General features: G+C 61.2%; 30 protein-coding genes. All 30 read left to right on the top strand.

The window, feature by feature from the left end; all coding sequences use genetic code 11:
* Positions 1–115: 115 nt before the first annotated feature.
* The 30 genes from fusA (at position 116) to rplQ (ending at position 19,501) form a co-directional block, all read left to right on the top strand.
* Positions 116–2,209 carry an elongation factor G gene (fusA, locus tag BM173_RS06120; protein ID WP_090478821.1) on the top strand — a complete coding sequence of 698 codons (2,094 nt, stop codon included), beginning with the start codon at positions 116–118 and terminating at the stop codon, positions 2,207–2,209.
* A gap of 92 nt (positions 2,210–2,301) precedes the next feature.
* Positions 2,302–3,477, top strand: a complete 1,176-nt coding sequence (gene tuf, locus BM173_RS06115) for an elongation factor Tu (RefSeq protein ID WP_090478818.1) — start codon at positions 2,302–2,304, stop codon at positions 3,475–3,477.
* A 315-nt stretch (positions 3,478–3,792) separates the two neighbouring features.
* A complete protein-coding gene (gene rpsJ, locus BM173_RS06110; protein WP_006831877.1) occupies positions 3,793–4,104 on the top strand; it encodes a 30S ribosomal protein S10 in 312 nt (103 codons plus the stop codon).
* A gap of 243 nt (positions 4,105–4,347) precedes the next feature.
* Positions 4,348–5,184 (top strand): 50S ribosomal protein L3, encoded by an 837-nt coding sequence (gene rplC / locus BM173_RS06105; protein WP_090478815.1) that lies wholly within the window; start codon positions 4,348–4,350, stop codon positions 5,182–5,184.
* A 2-nt stretch (positions 5,185–5,186) separates the two neighbouring features.
* Positions 5,187–5,810: a 50S ribosomal protein L4 gene (gene rplD / locus BM173_RS06100; protein WP_090478810.1), complete on the top strand. Its 624-nt coding sequence runs from the start codon at positions 5,187–5,189 to the stop codon at positions 5,808–5,810.
* Positions 5,803–6,111 carry a 50S ribosomal protein L23 gene (locus BM173_RS06095; RefSeq protein WP_090478807.1) on the top strand — a complete coding sequence of 103 codons (309 nt, stop codon included), beginning with the start codon at positions 5,803–5,805 and terminating at the stop codon, positions 6,109–6,111. The genes rplD and BM173_RS06095 overlap by 8 nt, the downstream gene beginning before the upstream one ends.
* A gap of 14 nt (positions 6,112–6,125) precedes the next feature.
* Positions 6,126–6,962 (top strand): 50S ribosomal protein L2, encoded by an 837-nt coding sequence (gene rplB, locus BM173_RS06090; protein ID WP_090478804.1) that lies wholly within the window; start codon positions 6,126–6,128, stop codon positions 6,960–6,962.
* A 6-nt stretch (positions 6,963–6,968) separates the two neighbouring features.
* Complete coding sequence (rpsS, locus tag BM173_RS06085; RefSeq protein WP_090478801.1) at positions 6,969–7,244, top strand: 30S ribosomal protein S19; 276 nt, start codon at positions 6,969–6,971, stop codon at positions 7,242–7,244.
* Positions 7,244–7,621: a 50S ribosomal protein L22 gene (gene rplV, locus BM173_RS06080; RefSeq protein WP_090478798.1), complete on the top strand. Its 378-nt coding sequence runs from the start codon at positions 7,244–7,246 to the stop codon at positions 7,619–7,621. The genes rpsS and rplV overlap by 1 nt, the downstream gene beginning before the upstream one ends.
* 1 nt (position 7,622) lies before the next feature.
* Positions 7,623–8,318, top strand: a complete 696-nt coding sequence (gene rpsC / locus BM173_RS06075) for a 30S ribosomal protein S3 (RefSeq protein WP_090478796.1) — start codon at positions 7,623–7,625, stop codon at positions 8,316–8,318.
* Between the two features lie 21 nt (positions 8,319–8,339).
* Complete coding sequence (gene rplP, locus BM173_RS06070) at positions 8,340–8,774, top strand: 50S ribosomal protein L16 (RefSeq protein ID WP_090478793.1); 435 nt, start codon at positions 8,340–8,342, stop codon at positions 8,772–8,774.
* Entirely contained in the window at positions 8,774–8,980 is a 207-nt protein-coding gene (gene rpmC, locus BM173_RS06065) for a 50S ribosomal protein L29 (protein ID WP_090478791.1), read from the top strand. Before rplP ends, rpmC begins: the two co-directional genes overlap by 1 nt.
* Before the next feature lie 10 nt (positions 8,981–8,990).
* The gene (gene rpsQ / locus BM173_RS06060) at positions 8,991–9,281 is read left to right on the top strand and encodes a 30S ribosomal protein S17 (protein WP_090478788.1); all 291 of its coding nucleotides are present in this window, start codon (positions 8,991–8,993) and stop codon (positions 9,279–9,281) included.
* A gap of 60 nt (positions 9,282–9,341) precedes the next feature.
* Positions 9,342–9,710: a 50S ribosomal protein L14 gene (gene rplN / locus BM173_RS06055; RefSeq protein ID WP_006831888.1), complete on the top strand. Its 369-nt coding sequence runs from the start codon at positions 9,342–9,344 to the stop codon at positions 9,708–9,710.
* A complete protein-coding gene (gene rplX / locus BM173_RS06050) occupies positions 9,710–10,030 on the top strand; it encodes a 50S ribosomal protein L24 (protein WP_090478785.1) in 321 nt (106 codons plus the stop codon). Before rplN ends, rplX begins: the two co-directional genes overlap by 1 nt.
* Entirely contained in the window at positions 10,023–10,601 is a 579-nt protein-coding gene (gene rplE, locus BM173_RS06045; RefSeq protein WP_090478782.1) for a 50S ribosomal protein L5, read from the top strand. Before rplX ends, rplE begins: the two co-directional genes overlap by 8 nt.
* A gap of 41 nt (positions 10,602–10,642) precedes the next feature.
* Positions 10,643–10,948, top strand: coding sequence for a 30S ribosomal protein S14 (gene rpsN, locus BM173_RS06040; RefSeq protein WP_090478779.1), 306 nt, complete (start codon positions 10,643–10,645; stop codon positions 10,946–10,948).
* A gap of 11 nt (positions 10,949–10,959) precedes the next feature.
* Entirely contained in the window at positions 10,960–11,355 is a 396-nt protein-coding gene (gene rpsH, locus BM173_RS06035; RefSeq protein ID WP_090478776.1) for a 30S ribosomal protein S8, read from the top strand.
* Positions 11,355–11,888 carry a 50S ribosomal protein L6 gene (rplF, locus tag BM173_RS06030; RefSeq protein ID WP_090478773.1) on the top strand — a complete coding sequence of 178 codons (534 nt, stop codon included), beginning with the start codon at positions 11,355–11,357 and terminating at the stop codon, positions 11,886–11,888. The genes rpsH and rplF overlap by 1 nt, the downstream gene beginning before the upstream one ends.
* Position 11,889: 1 nt before the next feature.
* Positions 11,890–12,234, top strand: a complete 345-nt coding sequence (rplR, locus tag BM173_RS06025) for a 50S ribosomal protein L18 (RefSeq protein WP_090478770.1) — start codon at positions 11,890–11,892, stop codon at positions 12,232–12,234.
* Positions 12,234–13,028, top strand: a complete 795-nt coding sequence (gene rpsE, locus BM173_RS06020) for a 30S ribosomal protein S5 (protein WP_245755829.1) — start codon at positions 12,234–12,236, stop codon at positions 13,026–13,028. The genes rplR and rpsE overlap by 1 nt, the downstream gene beginning before the upstream one ends.
* A gap of 5 nt (positions 13,029–13,033) precedes the next feature.
* Entirely contained in the window at positions 13,034–13,234 is a 201-nt protein-coding gene (gene rpmD, locus BM173_RS06015; RefSeq protein ID WP_090480179.1) for a 50S ribosomal protein L30, read from the top strand.
* 94 nt (positions 13,235–13,328) lie between these two features.
* On the top strand, positions 13,329–13,859 hold the full coding sequence (gene rplO, locus BM173_RS06010) for a 50S ribosomal protein L15 (protein ID WP_090478767.1): 531 nt from the start codon (positions 13,329–13,331) through the stop codon (positions 13,857–13,859).
* Positions 13,860–13,964: 105 nt separating this feature from the next.
* On the top strand, positions 13,965–15,329 hold the full coding sequence (secY, locus tag BM173_RS06005) for a preprotein translocase subunit SecY (protein ID WP_090478764.1): 1,365 nt from the start codon (positions 13,965–13,967) through the stop codon (positions 15,327–15,329).
* A 32-nt stretch (positions 15,330–15,361) separates the two neighbouring features.
* Positions 15,362–16,006 (top strand): adenylate kinase, encoded by a 645-nt coding sequence (locus BM173_RS06000; protein WP_090478762.1) that lies wholly within the window; start codon positions 15,362–15,364, stop codon positions 16,004–16,006.
* Positions 16,007–16,089: 83 nt separating this feature from the next.
* Positions 16,090–16,740 (top strand): SRPBCC family protein, encoded by a 651-nt coding sequence (locus tag BM173_RS05995; protein WP_245755796.1) that lies wholly within the window; start codon positions 16,090–16,092, stop codon positions 16,738–16,740.
* Between the two features lie 279 nt (positions 16,741–17,019).
* Entirely contained in the window at positions 17,020–17,388 is a 369-nt protein-coding gene (rpsM, locus tag BM173_RS05990; RefSeq protein ID WP_040963583.1) for a 30S ribosomal protein S13, read from the top strand.
* A 55-nt stretch (positions 17,389–17,443) separates the two neighbouring features.
* Positions 17,444–17,833, top strand: a complete 390-nt coding sequence (gene rpsK / locus BM173_RS05985) for a 30S ribosomal protein S11 (protein WP_090478760.1) — start codon at positions 17,444–17,446, stop codon at positions 17,831–17,833.
* Positions 17,834–17,937: 104 nt separating this feature from the next.
* Positions 17,938–18,993 (top strand): DNA-directed RNA polymerase subunit alpha, encoded by a 1,056-nt coding sequence (locus tag BM173_RS05980; protein ID WP_090478757.1) that lies wholly within the window; start codon positions 17,938–17,940, stop codon positions 18,991–18,993.
* A gap of 88 nt (positions 18,994–19,081) precedes the next feature.
* Positions 19,082–19,501, top strand: a complete 420-nt coding sequence (gene rplQ, locus BM173_RS05975; RefSeq protein ID WP_090478754.1) for a 50S ribosomal protein L17 — start codon at positions 19,082–19,084, stop codon at positions 19,499–19,501.
* Positions 19,502–19,592 lie beyond the last annotated feature (91 nt).

The following is a 19,592-nucleotide window of genomic DNA, read 5'->3' as shown; positions in this document are numbered from 1 at the left end:
TCCGCTTGTGGGGCCGGGGGAGGGCGTTTCCTTCCCCGCGGTCTTCAAGCGGTCACAATGATACCCATATGGGGCTGGAGAATTCGTCTCCTCCCCCAGTCTTAAGGAAAAGCACATGGCTCGCGAATATCCGCTGGAGCGGTACCGCAACATCGGCATCATGGCCCACATCGATGCCGGCAAGACCACCACGACCGAGCGTATCCTTTACTACACCGGCAAGTCCTACAAGATCGGCGAAGTCCACGACGGCGCCGCTACCATGGACTGGATGGAGCAGGAGCAGGAACGCGGCATCACCATCACCTCGGCTGCGACGACCACCTTCTGGTCGGCCGAAGACGGTGAAGGTCCCAAGCACCGCATCAACATCATCGACACGCCCGGACACGTCGACTTCACCATCGAAGTCGAACGCTCGCTGCGCGTACTCGACGGTGCTGTTGCAGTTTTCGACGGCGTCGCCGGCGTAGAACCGCAGTCCGAAACCGTCTGGCGCCAGGCCGACAAGTACGGCGTTCCCCGGATGTGCTTCGTGAATAAGTTGGACCGCACCGGTGCCGACTTCTATTACTGCGTGCAGTCGATCATCGACCGCCTCGGCGCGACGCCGCTGGTGCTCTATCTCCCGATCGGTGCGGAAAGCGATCTTGCTGGCGTGGTCGACCTCGTCAACATGCGCGGCATCGTCTGGGAAAACGACGGTCTGGGCGCGACGTTTAACTACGTCGACATCCCGGCCGACCTCGCCGACAAGGCTGCCGAATACCGCGAGAAGCTGGTCGAGACCGCCGTCGAACTCGACGACGATGTCATGGAGCAGTACCTCGAAGGTAACGAGCCCGATGTCGCAACGCTCAAGCGCCTGATCCGCAAGGGCACCATGGACCGTGCATTCGTTCCGGTTCTGTGTGGCTCGGCGTTCAAGAACAAGGGCGTCCAGCCCCTGCTCGACGCGGTCGTCGACTACATGCCGTCGCCGCTCGACGTTCCGGCCATCAAGGGTGTCCTGCCCGACAGCGACGAAGAGCAAACCCGTCCGTCTTCGGACGAGGCTCCCTTCTCGGCGCTCGCCTTCAAGATCATGAACGACCCGTTCGTCGGCTCGCTCACCTTCACCCGCATCTACTCGGGCCAGCTGTCGAAGGGCAGCGTCCTGAACTCGGTGAAGGACAAGAAGGAAAAGATCGGCCGTATGCTGCTGATGCATTCCAACAACCGGGAAGACATCGATGAGGCATTTGCCGGCGATATCGTCGCAATTGCCGGCCTCAAGGAAACCACCACCGGCGATACGCTGTGTGATGCCTCCAAGCCGATCATTCTCGAGCGTATGGAATTCCCCGAGCCGGTGATCGAGCTGTCGGTCGAACCGAAGACCAAGGCCGACCAGGAAAAGATGGGCGTCGCCCTCAACCGCTTGGCCGCCGAAGATCCGAGCTTCCGCGTCACCACCGACCACGAATCCGGTCAGACGATCATCAAGGGCATGGGCGAGCTTCACCTCGACATCCTCGTCGATCGCATGAAGCGCGAATTCAAGGTCGAGGCGAACGTCGGTGCACCGCAGGTTGCTTATCGCGAATACCTCGGCAAGCCGGTGGACGTGGATTACACCCACAAGAAGCAGTCGGGTGGTTCGGGTCAGTTCGGTCGCGTCAAGCTCAAGGTCACTCCGGGCGAGCGCGGTCAGGGCTTCGTCTTCGAAGACGAGATCAAGGGCGGTAACATTCCGAAGGAATACATCCCTGCGATCGAGAAGGGTCTGCGCGAGCAGGCCGAAAGCGGCCACCTGGTCGGCTTCCCGATCATCGACTTCACGGTCAACCTGTATGACGGTGCCTACCACGACGTCGACTCGAGCGCGATCGCGTTCGAAATCGCCGGTCGCGGCGCTATGCGCGAAGTCGCAGAGCGTGCGGGCATCAAGCTTCTCGAACCGATCATGAAGGTCGAAGTCGTCACTCCCGAGGATTACCTCGGCGACGTCATCGGCGATCTTAACTCGCGTCGTGGCCAGATCCAGGGCACCGACAGCCGCGGTAATGCACAGGCCGTCGAAGCCAACGTGCCGCTCGCGAACATGTTCGGTTACGTGAACGAACTGCGCTCCTTCACTCAGGGTCGTGCTCAGTACACGATGCAGTTCAGCCACTACGACGAAGTTCCGGCTAACGTGGCACAGGAAGTCAAGGAGAAGCTTGCGTAAGGCAGCTTCACCGTCTAGGGGCGGCGCCTGATTCCGCGGGCGCCGTTTCTTCCCGCAGAAATCCCAATTTTTAAGACAGAGGTTATTGGAAAATGGCGAAGGAAAAATTCGAGCGCAATAAGCCGCACGTCAACGTTGGCACCATCGGCCACGTCGACCACGGCAAGACCACGCTGACCGCAGCAATCACCAAGGTTCTCGGTTCGGCCGTCGATTTCGCAAACATCGACAAGGCTCCCGAAGAGCGTGAGCGCGGCATCACCATCTCGACCGCACACGTCGAATACGAAACCGACGCACGTCACTACGCGCACGTCGACTGCCCGGGTCACGCCGACTACGTGAAGAACATGATCACCGGTGCTGCCCAGATGGACGGCGCTATCCTGGTCGTGAACGCAGCTGACGGCCCGATGCCGCAGACCCGCGAGCACATCCTGCTTGCTCGTCAGGTCGGCGTTCCGGCTCTGGTCGTTTACATGAACAAGGTCGACCAGGTCGACGACGAGGAAATCCTCGAACTCGTCGAACTGGAAGTTCGCGAACTGCTCAGCTCGTACGACTTCGACGGCGACAACATCGCCATCGTCAAGGGTTCGGCTCTGGCCGCTCTCGAAGGTCGCGATCCGGAAATCGGCGAAAACTCGATCAAGGAACTGATGGACGCCGTTGACGCGAACATCCCGACTCCCGACCGTCCGGTCGACAAGGACTTCCTGATGCCGATCGAAGACGTGTTCTCGATCTCGGGTCGTGGTACGGTTGTCACCGGCCGTGTCGAAACCGGCGTTGTGAACGTTGGCGACGAAGTCGAAATCGTCGGCATCAAGGACACCGCCAAGACGACCGTCACCGGCGTCGAAATGTTCCGCAAGCTGCTCGATCGCGGTGAAGCCGGCGACAACATCGGTGCCCTGATCCGCGGCGTCGGCCGTGAAGAAGTCGAGCGTGGCCAGGTTCTCGCGAAGCCGGGTTCGGTTACGCCGCACACCGAGTTCAGCGCAGAAGTCTACGTCCTTTCGAAGGACGAAGGCGGCCGTCACACGCCGTTCTTCGCGAACTATCGTCCGCAGTTCTACTTCCGCACCACCGACGTCACCGGCGAAGTGATCCTTCCCGAAGGCACCGAAATGGTGATGCCGGGCGACAACGTGACGATCGACGTCAAGCTGATCGCACCGATCGCTATGGACCAGGGCCTGCGCTTCGCAATCCGCGAAGGCGGCCGTACGGTCGGCTCGGGCGTTGTTGGCTCGATCAAGAAGTAAGCTAACGCTTCAATGGCAGGCCCGTCCTTCCTTACGGGGAAGGGCGGGCCTTCCGCTTTTCTGGGGGCTTGCGATCGATGCTGAGGCACGGTTGATCGCACCTCGATCCCGCTTGTTGGATTTGGCGGAAATCGGGGGTTGCCAGATGCGGGTGTCACCCGTATATGCGCGCCCACAGACAGAGATTCGTCTCTGATTTATCGAATTCATGGAAGGTCGCTCGTTCCGGGAAACCGGGTCCAATGCGAGGCGGACCTTTCTTTTTGTTTGCGGGTCACCCCCGGCCCGCTTGGCTCTTTCGCATCGGTGTAGGTAATGGAAGCACAGAATATCCGCATTCGCCTCAAGGCGTTCGACCATCGCGTTCTCGACCAGGCAACTGGTGAAATCGCAGACACCGCACGTCGTACGGGTGCCCTCATTCGTGGTCCCATTCCCATGCCGACGCGCATCGAGAAGTTCACCGTGAACCGCGGCCCGCACATCGACAAGAAGTCGCGCGAGCAGTTCGAGGTGCGCACCTACAAGCGTCTGCTCGACATCGTGCAGCCCAACGCCCAGACCGTCGACGCGCTCATGAAGCTCGACCTCGCAGCTGGCGTAAACGTCGAGATCAAGCTGGCCTAAGCCACTGATCGGGTCCCCGGCAGGACTGTAAAGCAGCCGGAAGTTAAAGGGGCGCTCGATAGCCCCGCCGGATCGCAAGATCAGGCAAGACATCGGGATACCGCCGGGCATCAGCCCGGGACTGCGTCCCCCGTCTGCTTCCTTCTTGGAAGCAATCAGCCCGGACGGGGCACGCATCACATCATCGGGCTGGCAAGCACCCTGGGGGTGGGCCTCTGGGTGCCTCTGTTGAGGAGTTTGACGATGCGCACAGGCGTGATCGCAAAGAAAGTCGGGATGACCCGCCTCTTCCAGGAGGACGGACGGCACGTACCCGTGACCGTTCTTTCGCTGGAAGATTGCCAGGTCACCGCACATCGCACGCAGGACCGTGACGGCTATTATGGCGTCCAGGTCGGTTCGGGCGAAGCGAAGCAGAAGAACGTAAACAAGCCGCAGCGCGAAGCTTTTGCCAAGGCAGAAGTCGGGCTGAAGATGAAGGTCGCGGAATTCCGCGTCGACAGCGAAGAAGCTCTGCTTCCGGTCGGCGCCCGTATTTCTGCCGAGCACTTCATTGCCGGCCAGAAGGTCGACATCACCGGTCACACGCAGGGTAAGGGCTTTGCCGGCGCCATGAAGCGTTGGGGCTTCGGTGGTCTGCGCGCCACCCACGGTGTCTCGATCTCGCACCGCTCGCACGGTTCGACGGGTAACCGTCAGGATCCGGGCCGCGTGTTCAAGGGCAAGAAGATGGCCGGCCACATGGGCGACCGTCAGCGTACCCAGCAGAACCTCGAAATCGTGCGCACCGACGCCGATCGCGGTCTTCTTTTCGTCAAGGGTTCGGTCCCGGGCGCGAAGAATGGCTGGCTCATGGTTCGCGATGCCGTGAAGGTTGCTCCGGCCGAGGAACTGCCGTTCCCGGGCGTCATGCGCCGCAACCAGGACGAGTTCGCTTCGCAGGAAGCTGACGCCGGTCTGGTCGAAAGCGCAGCCGAGCACGAAGTGAACACCGAGGTGGACGCCGAAACTCAGGCGAAGCTTCTCGCACAGCAGGAAGCTGGTGCCGAGGGCGATGCCACCGATAGCAAGGAGTCCTGATCGTGAAGGTCAAGGTCCAGAAAATCGACGGTAAGGCGTCGGGCGACATCGAACTGAATGCAGATGTGTTCGGTCTCGAGCCGCGTGCCGACATCCTTCACCGCGTAGTAACGTGGCAGCTCGAAAACCGCCGCGGCACTGCACGCCCCACGCGTGAGCGTTCGGACGTTGCCCGCACGGGCAAGAAGTTCGGCCGCCAGAAGGGTTCGGGCGGCGCTCGTCACGGCGATCGCGGCGCTCCGATCTTCATCGGCGGTGGTAAGGCTCATGGTGCGCGCAAGCGTGACTTCGAGCAGTCGCTCAACAAGAAGATCCGTGCACTCGGCCTCAAGATGGCTCTCTCGAGCAAGGCTAAGGACGGCCTCGTCGTCGTCGACAGCCTCGAGCTCAAGGATGCCAAGACCAAGGCGCTGAAGGGCATGTTCGACAAGAATGGCTGGAACGGCAAGGTCCTGGTCATCGACGGCGAAAGCGTGAACGACGGCTTCAAGAAGGCCGCCGGAAACCTGCCGGGCGTGAACGTCCTGCCCGCCATGGGCGCCAACGTTTACGACATCCTGAAGCACGACACGCTGGTCCTCACCAAGGACGCGGTCGAAAAGCTGGAGGGCCGTTTCAATGGCTAAGAAGCAGGCAGTAGACGCGCGTCACTACGACGTCGTGCTCGCACCGCACATCACCGAAAAGTCGACCCTTGCTTCCGAGCATAACGCGGTCGTCTTCAAAGTGGCCAATGACGCAACGAAGCCGCAGATCAAGGAAGCCATCGAGGCGATCTTTGATGTGAGCGTGACGGGCGTCAACACGATCAATGTGAAGGGCAAGACCAAGCGTTGGCGCGGCAAGCCCTACAAGCGCAACGACGTGAAGAAGGCTGTCGTCACCCTGAAGGACGGCGATAGCATCGACGTCACCAGCGGTATCTGAGGGGCTAGGAAACAATGGCACTCAAGAACTACAAACCGACGAGCCCCGCGCGCCGCGGCCTCATCCTCGTCGACAAGTCGGGCCTGTACAAAGGCAAGCCCGTCAAGTCGCTCACGGAAGGCAAGCGCAAGACCGGTGGCCGGAACAACAAGGGCCATGTCACCTCGCGTGGCATCGGCGGCGGTCACAAGCAGAAGTACCGCTTCATCGACTTCAAGCGTCGCAAGTGGGACGTTGAAGGCACCGTGGAACGGATCGAATACGATCCCAACCGCACCGCTTTCATCGCACTCGTGAAGTACGAAGACGGTGAGCAGGCCTACATCCTGGCTCCGCAGCGTCTCGCTGTCGGCGACAAGGTGATCGCAGCCGAAAAGGCCGACACCAAGCCCGGCAACGCAATGCTGCTCGGCCAGATGCCGGTCGGTACGATCTGCCACAACGTGGAAATGAAGCCGGGCAAGGGCGGCCAGATCGCCCGCGCTGCAGGTTCCTATGTCCAGCTGGTCGGTCGTGACCGCGGCATGGTCATCGTGCGTCTCAACAGCGGCGAGCAGCGTTACCTGCGCGCCGACTGCATGGGCACCGTTGGCGCCGTGTCGAACCCGGACAACCAGAACCAGAACCTGGGCAAGGCCGGTCGTCGTCGCTGGATGGGCATCAAGCCGCTGACGCGCGGTGTCGCCAAGAACCCGGTCGATCACCCGCACGGTGGTGGTGAAGGCCGCACCAGCGGTGGCCGTCATCCCGTCACTCCGTGGGGTAAGCCGACCAAGGGCGCCCGCACCCGCAAGAACAAGCAGACGGACAAGTTCATTATCCGTTCGCGTCACGCGAAGAAGAAGAGGTAATCCGACATGGCTCGTTCCGTCTGGAAAGGTCCGTTCGTCGAACTCAGCCTTCTGAAGAAGGCCGAAGAGGCTCAGGACGCAAGCAATGCCAAGCCGATCAAGACCTGGTCGCGCCGCAGCACCATCCTGCCCCAGTTCGTCGGTCTCACGTTCAACGTGTACAACGGCAACAAGTTCATCCCCGTAGCCGTTTCGGAAGAAATGGTCGGCCACAAGCTTGGTGAATTCGCGCCCACGCGCACGTTCCCGGGTCACGCTGCCGACAAGAAGGGTAAGCGCTGATGAGCAAGCAGAAAGCTCCCCGTCGCGTCGCCGACAACGAGGCTCTGGCAGTAGGCACCACCATCCGTGGTTCCGCGCAGAAGCTGAACCTCGTTGCCGAGCTCATCCGCGGCAAGAAGGCCGAAGAGGCCCTCAACATCCTGGCCTTCTCCAAGAAGGCGATGGCCAAGGATGCCACGAAGGTTCTCGCCTCGGCGATCGCCAACGCGGAAAACAACCACAACCTCGACGTCGACTCGCTGGTCGTAGCCGAGGCTTCGGTAGGCAAGTCGATCACGATGAAGCGTTTCCACACCCGTGGTCGCGGCAAGTCGACGCGCATCCTGAAGCCGTTCAGCCGCCTCCGTATCGTCGTTCGCGAGCAGGAAGAGGCGTAAGATGGGCCATAAGAGCAATCCGATCGGTCTGCGCCTGCAGATCAACCGCACCTGGGACAGCCGCTGGTACGCCGAAGGGCGCGACTATGCGAAGCTGCTGAGCGAAGACATCGAGATCCGCAAGTACATCCTCGAGAACGCCGCTCAGGCTGCCATCTCGAAGGTTGTGATCGAGCGTCCGGCCAAGCTGTGCCGCGTTTCGATCTATGCTGCGCGTCCCGGCGTCATCATCGGCAAGAAGGGCGCGGACATCGAAAAGCTGCGCGCCAAGCTGTCGCAGATGACCGAAAGCGAAGTGAAGCTGAACATCGTCGAGATCCGCAAGCCGGAAGTCGATGCGAAGCTCGTCGCCCAGGGCATTGCCGATCAGCTGATCCGCCGTGTCGCTTTCCGCCGCGCGATGAAGCGCGCCATGCAGTCGGCCATGCGCCTTGGTGCCGAAGGCATCAAGATCATGTGTGGCGGCCGTCTTGGCGGTGCAGAAATCGCACGTGTCGAACAGTATCGCGAAGGCCGCGTGCCGCTGCACACGCTGCGCGCCAACATCGATTACGCTGAAGCCGAAGCGCTTACCGCTTACGGCATCATCGGCATCAAGGTGTGGGTCTTCAAGGGTGAGATCCTCGGCCATGACCCGACCGCGCAGGACCGTCTCATGATGGAATCGCAGACGTCCGGCGTCCGTCCGGCTCGCTGATTGCAGGATTAGGAAAGAACCATGCTGCAACCGAAGAAAACCAAGTACCGCAAGGCGTTCAAGGGCAAGATCCATGGCAACGCCAAGGGCGGAACCACGCTGAACTTCGGCTCGTACGGCCTCAAGGCCCTCGAGCCCGAGCGCATCACCGCACGCCAGATCGAAGCTGCGCGTCGTGCGATCACGCGTCACATCAAGCGTCAGGGCCGTCTCTGGATCCGCGTCTTCCCCGATGTGCCGGTGTCGAAGAAGCCTGCCGAAGTCCGTCAGGGTAAGGGTAAGGGCTCCGTCGAATACTGGGCCGCTCGCGTGAAGCCGGGCCGTATTCTGTTCGAACTCGACGGCGTTGCCGGCCCGCTGGCCGCCGAAGCGTTCAGCCGCGCAGCGATGAAGCTGCCGGTAAAGACCAAGGTTGTTGCCCGTCTGGGTGACTCCTCGCACCTGGGAGGCGAATGATGAGCAAGATCGAAGATCTGCGCCAGAAGAGCGACGACCAGCTGGCAGAGGAACTGACCAACCTGAAGCGTGAGCAGTTCAACCTGCGTTTCCAGGCTGCGACGAACCAGCTCGAAGCGCCCGCCCGCATCCGCGAAGTCCGCCGCTCGATCGCCAAGATCAAGACGCTGCAGACCGAGCGCGCCAGCGCCGCTGCCAAGGCTTAAGGAGTAGACCATGCCCAAGCGTATTCTGATCGGGACCGTCACCTCCGACAAGACCGACAAAACCGTGACCGTACTGGTCGAGCGTAAGGTGAAGCACCCCCTCTACGGGAAGATCATCCGTCGCTCGAAGAAGTACCACGCACATGACGAGAAGAACGAGTACCAGCTCGGCGACGTCGTGCGCATCGAAGAGACCAAGCCGATCTCGAAGACAAAGACCTGGATGGTCAAGGACCGGGTAACGGCAGGCGGAACGCAGGCTGTCGAGGCTGACCTCGAAGTCGAAGCCGCAGGCAACTGAGTTAGACGTTAGGAACTGCCGGGCAATCGTCCCGGCAAGCCAAGAGAAGGAACCGGATCGATGATCCAGATGCAATCCAATCTCGACGTCGCGGACAACAGCGGCGCAAAGCGCGTCCAGTGCATCAAGGTACTGGGCGGCTCCAAGCGCCGCACCGCGTCCGTCGGCGACGTGATCGTGGTTTCCGTTAAGGAAGCCCAGCCGCGCACGAAGGTGAAGAAGGGCGATGTCCATCGCGCTGTCATCGTGCGCACGAAGAAGGACGTACGCCGCCCCGACGGCAGCGTGATCCGCTTCGACAGCAACGCCGCGGTTCTCGTCAACAAGAACGAAGAACCGATCGGCACCCGTATCTTCGGGCCGGTGGTACGCGAACTGCGTGGCCGCGGCTTCATGAAGATCATCTCGCTTGCTCCGGAGGTGCTGTAATGGCGTCCGCAAAGATCAAGAAGGGTGACACCGTCGTCGTCCTGTCCGGCAAGGACAAGGGCAAGACCGGTACGGTTTCGAAAGTGAACCCCAAGGACGGCAAGATCGTCGTCGAAGGCGTGAACATCGCAGCCCGTCACCGCAAGCCGACCCAGCAGAACCCGCAGGGTGGCATCGACCGCTTCGAAGCACCGATGCCGATCTCGAAGGTTGCTGTTGCTGATCCCAAGGATGGCAAGCCCACCCGCGTCCGTTTCGAAGAAAAGGACGGCAAGAAGGTGCGCGTCGCCGTCAAGTCCGGGGAGACCATCGATGGCTGATTATACGCCTCGTATGAAGCAGCGCTACGACGACCAGATCGTCAAGGCGATGACCGAGAAGTTTGGCTACAAGAACCGTCTCGAAGTTCCGAAGCTGGAAAAGATCACGCTCAACATGGGTGTGGGCGAAGCCAGCCAGGATAAGAAGAAGGTCCAGACTGCAGCCGAAGAAATGGCACTGATCGCCGGCCAGAAGCCGGTTATCACCAAGGCCAAGAAGTCGATCGCGCAGTTCAAGCTGCGTGAAGGCATGCCGATCGGCGCGAAGGTCACCCTTCGTCGTGAGCGCATGTACGAATTCCTGGATCGCCTTGTGACCATCGCAATGCCCCGTATCCGCGACTTCCGTGGCCTCAACGCCAAGTCGTTCGACGGTCGCGGCAACTATGCAATGGGCCTCAAAGAACAGATCATCTTTCCCGAGATCAGCTACGACCAGATCGACAAGGTCCGGGGCATGGATATCATCGTAACCACCACGGCGAAGACCGACGAAGAAGCGCGCGAACTGCTGCGTCTGTTCGGTTTCCCGTTCCCGGCTGAAAAGTCGGAAGAGAAGGAGGCGGCGTGAGCCGCCTTCCGATCGAGAGATAAGGAAGGAACTTAAGTCCAATGGCGAAACTGAGTTCGATCAACAAGAACGAGCGTCGCAAGAAGCTCGTCAAGCAGTATGCGGATAAGTTCGCAAAGCTGAAGGCGATCGCAGACGACGAGAGCCTCGATGAGGGCGAGCGACTGATCGCGCGCCTCAAGATGGCTGAACTGCCGCGTAATGCGAACCCAACCCGGGTGCGCAACCGCTGCTCCACCACCGGCCGCCCGCGCGGCTATTACCGCAAGTTCGGCCTTAACCGTATCGAACTGCGCGACCTCGGCAACAAGGGCCTGATCCCGGGCCTGACCAAGTCGAGCTGGTGAGGAATCGATAGATGGCTATGACCGATCCCCTGGGTGATATGCTCACCCGCATCCGCAACGGCCAGCAGGCGAAGAAGGACAGCGTCCTTTCGCCCGCCAGCAAGCTGCGTGCAAACGTCCTCGAAGTGCTGCAGCGCGAAGGCTACATCCGTGGCTACTCTGCAGACGACAGCGGCAAGCACCCCGCGCTGCGGATCGAACTGAAGTATTTCGAAGGCGAACCGGCTATCAAGCACGTCGCCCGCGTCTCCAAGCCCGGCCGCCGCGTCTATGCGGGTTCGAAAGAACTCCCCGTCGTCCGCAACGGCCTTGGCATCACCATCGTCTCGACGCCGAAGGGCGTGCTCTCGGACGCCGAAGCACGTGCCGACAACGTCGGTGGCGAAGTGCTCGCGGAGGTATTCTGATGAGCCGCATCGGTAAAAAACCCGTCGCGATCCCGAGCGGGGTCGAGGCCAAGATCGAAGACGGCACGCTGAGTGTTAAGGGTCCCAAGGGCACCCTTTCCATGGGCATGTCCGATCTGGTCGAGTACAAGCTGGAAGACGGCGAGATCTCGGTCAAGCCGGCCAACGACACGCGCGCCGCTCGCAACCACTGGGGTATGCAGCGCACGCTGGTGTCAAACCTGGTCGAAGGCGTTACCGAAGGTTTCACCAAGGTCCTCGAGATCAACGGCGTCGGTTACCGTGCACAGGCGCAGGGCAAGAAGCTCAAGCTTCAGCTCGGCTTCTCGCACGACGTCGACCTCGATGTTCCGGAAGGTATCGAGGTGAAGACCCCGGACCAGACCACCGTCGAAATCAGCGGTAGTGACAAGCAGGCCGTGGGCCAGTTTGCGGCCAACGTCCGCAAGTGGCGCAAGCCCGAGCCGTACAAGGGCAAGGGCATCAAGTACCGCGGCGAGTATATCTTCCGCAAGGAAGGGAAGAAGAAGTAAGATGGCAAAGCTTTCCCTTTTCGAACGCCGCCGCCGCCGTGTGCGCACTGCGCTTCGCAGCCGCGCTGGTGGCAAGCCGCGCCTGTCGGTCCATCGCACCGGTAAGCACATTTACGCGCAGATCATCGACGACGCTGCAGGCAAGACCGTTGCCGCTGCCTCGACGCTGGGCGTGAAGGGCTCGGGTGCCAATGTCGACGCCGCCAAGAAGGTCGGCTCCGACATCGCCGCTGCTGCAAAGAAGGCTGGCGTCACCAACGTCGTTTTCGACCGCGGTGGTTTCCTGTTCCATGGCCGCGTGAAAGCGCTGGCCGACGCCGCCCGTGAAGGCGGGCTGGAGTTCTGATCATGGCTGATGAAAACAAGACCGAAGAAAAGACCGAAGAAAAGGTCGTGACGGCAGAAACCGAAACCGCTGTGACCAACGAAGAGCCGGCTATTGCCGATACGCCTTCGGAAGCTGCTGCCAACCAGGACCCTGCACAGGGTGCTGAAGGTCAGCCGCGCGGACGTGGCAACCGTGGCGGTGGCCGCGGTGGCAACGATCGCGGCCGTGGCCGTGGTGGCCGTGACAACCGCCGTGGCGGTCGTCGCGAAGAAGAAGACGATGGCATCATCGAGAAGCTCGTCCACATCAACCGCGTCAGCAAGACGGTGAAGGGCGGTAAGCGCTTCGGTTTCGCTGCTCTCGTAGTCGTGGGTGACGGCTCGGGCCGTGTCGGCTTCGGCAAGGGCAAGGCCCGCGAAGTGCCGGAAGCGATCCAGAAGGCGACTGCCGCTGCTCGCAAGAAGATGATCCGTGTCCCGCTGAAGGAAGGTCGCACCCTCCATCACGACGGCAACGGTCGCTTCGGTGCCGGCAAGGTAACCGTGCGTACGGCGCCTCCGGGTACCGGTATCATCGCCGGTGGTCCGATGCGTGCCGTCTTCGAAAGCCTGGGCGTTGCAGACGTGGTGACCAAGTCGGTCGGCACCTCGAACCCCTACAACATGATCCGCGCCACGTTCGACGCGCTGACCGACCAGACTTCGCCGAAGTCGGTTGCCCAGCGTCGCGGCAAGAAGGTCGCTGACCTGCTTGGTCGCGGTGGTGCATCGGAGGCAGAGGCTGAAGCCGACGCCGCCGCTATCGCGGAGTAAGAATGATGGCCGCTAAGAAAAATGATGGGGCTAAAACCATCAAGCTCAAGCAGATCGGTTCGCCGATCCGCCGTCCGGAAGGGCAGCGCAAGATCCTCATCGGTCTTGGCCTGAACAAGATGCACAAGGTCGTCGAGCGCCAGGACACTCCCGAAGTGCGTGGTGCCGTCGCCAAGGTCCCGCATCTTGTCGAGATCGTCGACTAATCAGTCGACGGAACAATTTGACGGGAGCGGCCTGCTGCGATAGCGGGCCGCTTCCATTTTTCAGCGCGAACAAAAGCGAAAGCGAGTGCAAGACATGACTATCAAACTCAACGACATCCGTGACAACCCCGGCGCCCGCAAGGAGCGCATCCGTGTCGGCCGTGGCATCGGTTCGGGCAAGGGCAAGACCGCTGGCCGTGGCCAGAAGGGTCAGAAGAGCCGTTCGGGTGTTGCCATCAAGGGCTTCGAAGGCGGCCAGATGCCCCTTCACATGCGCCTGCCGAAGCGCGGGTTCAACAACCCGTTCGGCAAGGACTACGCCGAAGTGAACCTGGGCATGGTCCAGAAGTTCATCGACGCCAAGAAGCTCGACGCCAAGAAGGACATCGACCACGCAGCGCTGAAGGCCGCAGGCCTCGCACGCGGCGGCAAGGACGGCGTCCGCCTGCTCGGCAAGGGTGAGATCAAGGCAAAGGCGAAGTTCGTCGTTGCCGGTGCCTCGAAGGGCGCGATCGAAGCCGTCGAGAAGGCCGGTGGTTCGGTTGAAGTGCTGCCCAAGGCGCAGCCCGAGCACGAGAAGAAGGCTGCTCGCACCGAGGCCAACAAGGCCAAGAAGGCAAAGTAATCGATGGAAATAAGGGAGCGGGGGTTCGACAATCGGCCTTCCGCTCCCTATCTGTCCGGTCAGCGCCGGGACGGGCCGGCGACAAGCTAGGATCGAAGACGACCAATGGCATCAAGCGCCGACAGTTTCGCGAGCAACATAAGTCTCGCCAATTTCTCCAAGGCCACTGAGCTCAAGCAGCGCATCTGGTTCACGATCGGCGCGCTGATCGTTTTCCGTTTCCTGAGCTTCGTTCCGCTGCCGGGCATCAACGCCCGCGCACTGACGCAATTGGCCGATGTCACTCAGGGTGGCATCATCGACATGTTCAACATGTTCACGGGCGGCAGCCTGGAGCGGATGAGCCTCATCGCGCTCGGCGTCATGCCATACATTACCGCCTCGATCGTCGTGCAGATGGCTTCGGCCCTGCATCCCACGCTCGCTGCCCTCAAGAAGGAAGGCACGGTCGGACGGCAGAAACTCAACCAGTATACCCGCTACGGTACTGTGCTGCTCTGCACGGTGCAGGGCTGGTTCCTCGCCGCCGGACTGGAAAGCTTCGGTGCCTCCGAAGGTATCGCCGCAGTCGTGGACCCGGGCTACATGTTCCGTGTCGGCGCGGTGATCAGCCTTGTCGGCGGCACGATGTTCCTGCTGTGGCTGGGTGAACAGATCACCAGTCGCGGTATCGGCAACGGCGTTTCGCTGATCATCATGGCCGGCATCGTCGCTCAGTTCCCGACCTTCGTGTCGAACATGGCGACCGGTTACAGCGAAGGTTCGATCGCCACCGGCATCCTGCTCGGCTTCATCGTGATGGTTGTCGGCCTGATCCTCCTGATCAGCTTCTTCGAGCGTGCCCAGCGCCGCCTGCTTATCCAGTATCCCAAGCGTGCAACCCAGCGCGGCGGGATGCAGGCGGATCGTTCGCACCTTCCGCTCAAGCTCAACACTGCCGGCGTCATTCCGCCGATCTTCGCCAGCTCGCTGCTTCTGCTGCCGCTGACGATCACGCAGTTTGCCGGTAACTCGCTGGACACGGAAAGCAGCTTCGGCGGCGGGGTGCAGACGGTTCTGCAATACCTCCAGCACGGCCAGCCGCTCTACATGACGCTGTACGGCCTCGGCATCATCTTCTTCTGCTTCTTCTACACCGCAGTCGTCTTCAATCCGGAAGAGACCGCAGAGAACCTGAAGAAAAACGGCGGCTTCATCCCGGGCATCCGTCCGGGTAAGCGCACCGAGCAGTATCTCGACTACGTTCTCACGCGCATCACCGTGATCGGCGCCATCTACCTGACGTTCGTCTGCGTGGTGCCCGAATACATGATCGCCCAGACCGGTATCCCGCTGTTCCTTGGGGGAACCAGCCTGCTGATCGTCGTGAACGTGACCGTCGATACGATCAGCCAGATCCAGTCGCACCTGCTGGCACACCAGTACGGCGATCTCATCAAAAAGGCCAAGTTGAAGGGGCGCCTTCGTTAAGGCATGAGCGAAGGCGAAAGGGACGTCACGCGATGGATATAATTCTTCTCGGCCCTCCGGGCGCAGGCAAGGGCACGCAGGCACAGCGCCTGGTCGAGCATCATGGCATGATGCAGCTGTCCACCGGCGACATGCTTCGCGAAACGCGCAAGGCGGATACCGAACTCGGTCGCAAGGTCGCGGACATCATGGACTCCGGCAGCCTTGTCTCGGACGACATCGTTTCCGCCATGATCGATGCCAAGCTTACCGACATGGGCCCGGAGACCGGTGCCATCTTCGACGGCTATCCGCGCACGGCAGCGCAGGCTGAACAGCTCGACGAAATCCTCGCCAAGCATGGCCGCAGCCTCGACCATGTCATCGAACTCGAAGTGAACGAGGATGCGCTGGTCGAGCGTATTACCGGTCGCTTTACCTGCGCCAATTGCGGCGCGGGCTATCACGACACCTTCAAGCAGCCCAAGGTGGAAGGTGTCTGCGACCAGTGCGGTTCGACCGAGTTCAAGCGTCGTCCCGACGATAATGAGGAAACCGTGCGTCACCGCATGCAGGTTTATCGCAGCGAGACCGCTCCGATCCTGCCTGGCTACGAAGAGCGCGGAATCGTCAGCCGGGTCGACGGCATGGGTGTCATCGATGACGTCACCCACGCGATCGACGCGATCCTGACCTGAGGAAGGGGGAGGGCGGTGCGAACTGCCCTTTCCAAATATCCTCCGCACTCATACAACTCGCCCGAATGATCCGGGAGAGACGAATGCTGCGTTTTCATGCAACCCTTGCTGCCATCGGTCTCGCGACACTCGCGGTGCCGGCGAGCGCAGAGATCGTCGCGACAAGCGAGAGCGGCTTCGTGACCAAGGCGTCGGCGCGGGTTGCGGCAACCCCGCGTGAAGCCTGGCTTGCCTTGATCAAGCCTTCCGACTGGTGGAACGACGCGCACACCTGGTCGGCCGATGCTGCGAACATGACGCTGGTGCCGAGCGCAGGCGGGTGCTTCTGCGAGAAGATCCCGGGCGAGGGCGACATTCCCCTCGATGGCAGTGCGCAGCATGCAATCGTGGTGCAGGCCGTGCCGGATCGGGCGCTGCGTCTACGCGGAGGGCTGGGCCCGCTGCAGGCTGTCCCTGCGACCGGGGTCCTGACTGTCACACTCTCCGAAATTGACGGCGGCACGCGGATCGACTGGGAATACAATGTCGGTGGGCCGATGGGTTTCGAGATCGGCCAGATATCCAAGGCTGTCGACGGGGTGATGAACCAGCAATTGTTAGGATTGCGCGATCACCTCGGTGCACTGGATGGTGATGAAGCGGAAGCCGCGGGCGAAACGCCGGACCAGGAGGACGAAGATCAACCGGCCGAGGAAGCCAGTGTCGGGGATCAGGTAGACGCTCTGGCCGACTGAATTTTGACGCAGCTGCCTCCACCCGTTATGACGGTGTTGTAATAGACGGAAGGCCTCCTACATCGGTGGCCTCGTCGTTTGCGTGCGCGGGCTGTTGACCTCAGCGGCGAATCCGCCTAAGCGCGCGTTTCATTCGACACTTTCGGTGAGTCCGGCAGGCGGGAGCTGTAAGCACGCCATCCGGGCTTTTTGCGTGAAGAACGACCGGTTGTGTCAATGGAAACAAGGCGTTGAGATAGGGTCCCGCTTTAAAGGACCCTGTGGAGCATGGAGAATTAAGTGGCTCGTATTGCCGGGGTAAATATCCCCACCAACAAGCGCGTTATCATCGCGCTCACCTATATTCACGGAATCGGCCGTACCAAGGCTGTTGAGATCGCCGACAAGCTCGGCATCGATCACGCTCGCCGCGTCCAGGACCTTTCCGACGAGGAAATCCTGCGCGTTCGCGAAACGATCGACGAAGAGCACATGGTCGAAGGCGATCTTCGTCGCAACACCGCGATGAACATCAAGCGCCTGATGGACCTGCGTTCCTATCGCGGTCTTCGTCACCGTGCCGGCCTGCCCGTTCGCGGCCAGCGCACTCACACCAACGCCCGTACCCGCAAGGGCAAGGCCAAGCCGATCGCCGGCAAGAAGAAGTAAGCCTGGGTCCACCCAGCGCTTTTCCCTTCTTGAGAATATGTAAGGAAGTAACATCATGGCACGCGAACCCGGCCGCGTTAGGCGCCGCGACAAAAAGAACATTTCCAGCGGCGTTGCGCACATCAACGCCAGCTTTAACAACACGATGATCACCATCACCGACGCACAGGGCAATGCTATCAGCTGGTCCAGCGCCGGGATGATGGGCTTCAAGGGCAGCCGCAAGTCGACTCCCTATGCTGCCCAGGTCGCAGCAGACGATGCCGGCAAGAAAGCTGCCGAGCATGGTGTGCGCACCCTCGAAGTCGAAGTGAAGGGCCCGGGTTCGGGTCGTGAGAGCGCGCTTCGCGGTCTTGCAGCTGTAGGCTTCACGATCACTTCGATCCGCGACGTAACGCCGATCCCGCACAATGGTGTGCGGCCGTCCAAGCGTCGTCGCGTCTGATCCGTACCTGCCTGGCGGTCCGGCAACGGGCCGCCGACAATCTTCACGGACCGGACGCTCACTGAGAGCTCCGGTCCTGCCCGCATCCACACCAGGGGAAATCCATGTCCGTCAACATCAAGAACTGGCAGGAACTCAAGAAACCCAACACCCTCGACATCAAGGACGGTGGCGACAAGAAGCGTAAGGCGACCTTCGTTGCCGAACCGCTCGAGCGTGGCTTCGGCCTGACGCTCGGCAACGCTCTGCGTCGCGTGCTGCTGTCCTCGCTCCAGGGCGCGGCCATCACCTCGATCAAGATCGAGAACGTGCTGCATGAATTCTCCTCGCTCGCAGGCGTGCGCGAGGACGTCACCGACATCGTCCTGAACGTGAAGCAGATCGCGCTCAAGATGGAAGGTGAAGGCACCAAGCGTCTTCAGCTCTCGGCCACCGGTCCGGGCGAAGTGAAGGCTGGCGACATCGCCGTTTCCGGCGACATCGAGGTCATGAACAAGGACCTCGTGATCTGCCACCTCGACGAAGGTGCGACGCTGAACATGGAACTGACCGCCGACACGGGCAAAGGCTATCGCCCTGCCGTGATGAACCGCCCGGCCGACGCGCCGATCGGTCTCATCCCGGTCGACAGCCTGTATTCGCCGGTTCGCCAAGTCAGCTACAAGGTCGACAACGCGCGCGTGGGCCAGGAACTGGACTACGACAAGCTGTCGCTGACCATCGAAACCGACGGCACCGTCACTCCGGAAGACGCCGTGGCCTATGCCGCGCGCATCCTCCAGGACCAGCTGACCCTGTTCGTCCACTTCGAAGACGGCATCCCGCAGCCGACTTCGGCGATGATCGGCCAGGCTGCAGAGCCGCAGGAAAGCGACACCAACCAGCTCAACCGTTACCTTCTCAAGAAGGTCGACGAGCTGGAACTGTCGGTTCGTTCGGCAAACTGCCTTAAGAACGACAACATCATCTACATCGGCGACCTGGTCCAGAAGACCGAGGCCGAGATGCTCCGTACGCCGAACTTCGGCCGCAAGTCGCTCAACGAGATCAAGGAAGTCCTGAGCTCGATGGGCCTGCGCCTCGGCATGGACATCCCTGGCTGGCCGCCGGAAAACATCGAGGAAATGGCCAAGAAGCTCGAACAAGAGCTGCTCGGCTAATCTATCTCAAGGGGCATAGGCCGGACCCCGTCTTCCGGCCTGTTTCGGGCTACCTCATACGGGCCCCCTACGAACGAAGGACTAGAAAATGCGTCACAAGATTTCCGGCCGCAAGCTGCAGCGCAAGACGGGTCACCGTCACGCAATGTTGCGCAACATGGCTGCTGCGCTGATCAAGCACGAGCAGATCATGACCACGCTGCCCAAGGCGAAGGAAATGCGCCCCTACATCGAAAAGCTGATCACGCTAGCAAAGCGTGGCGGCCTTTCGAACCGTCGCCTTGCGATGGCTCGCCTGCAGGACGAAACGCAGCTGAAGAAGCTGTTCGACGTTCTGGCAGAGCGTTATGCCGATCGTGAAGGCGGTTACAGCCGCGTGATCAAGGCCGGCTATCGTGGCAGCGACGCCGCGCAGATGGCCGTGATCGAGCTGGTCGACCGCGACGTCGACGCCAAGGGCCAGGACAGCGGTCCGGTCATGGGCGACGAGGAAATGGAAGACGCGTAAGCGCGACTGCCTCAAGAACAACGAAGGGCCGGGGGAGCGATCCTCCGGCCCTTTTGTTTTGCGCGCAAGGCAAGTCGTGCCACAAGGCGGG

Source organism: Qipengyuania nanhaisediminis (genome assembly GCF_900115585.1).
In the GTDB taxonomy this organism is placed as follows: domain Bacteria; phylum Pseudomonadota; class Alphaproteobacteria; order Sphingomonadales; family Sphingomonadaceae; genus Qipengyuania; species Qipengyuania nanhaisediminis.
The sequence above is the reverse complement of the archived record's forward strand: the minus strand, read 5'-3'. Positions and strand labels throughout refer to the sequence as shown.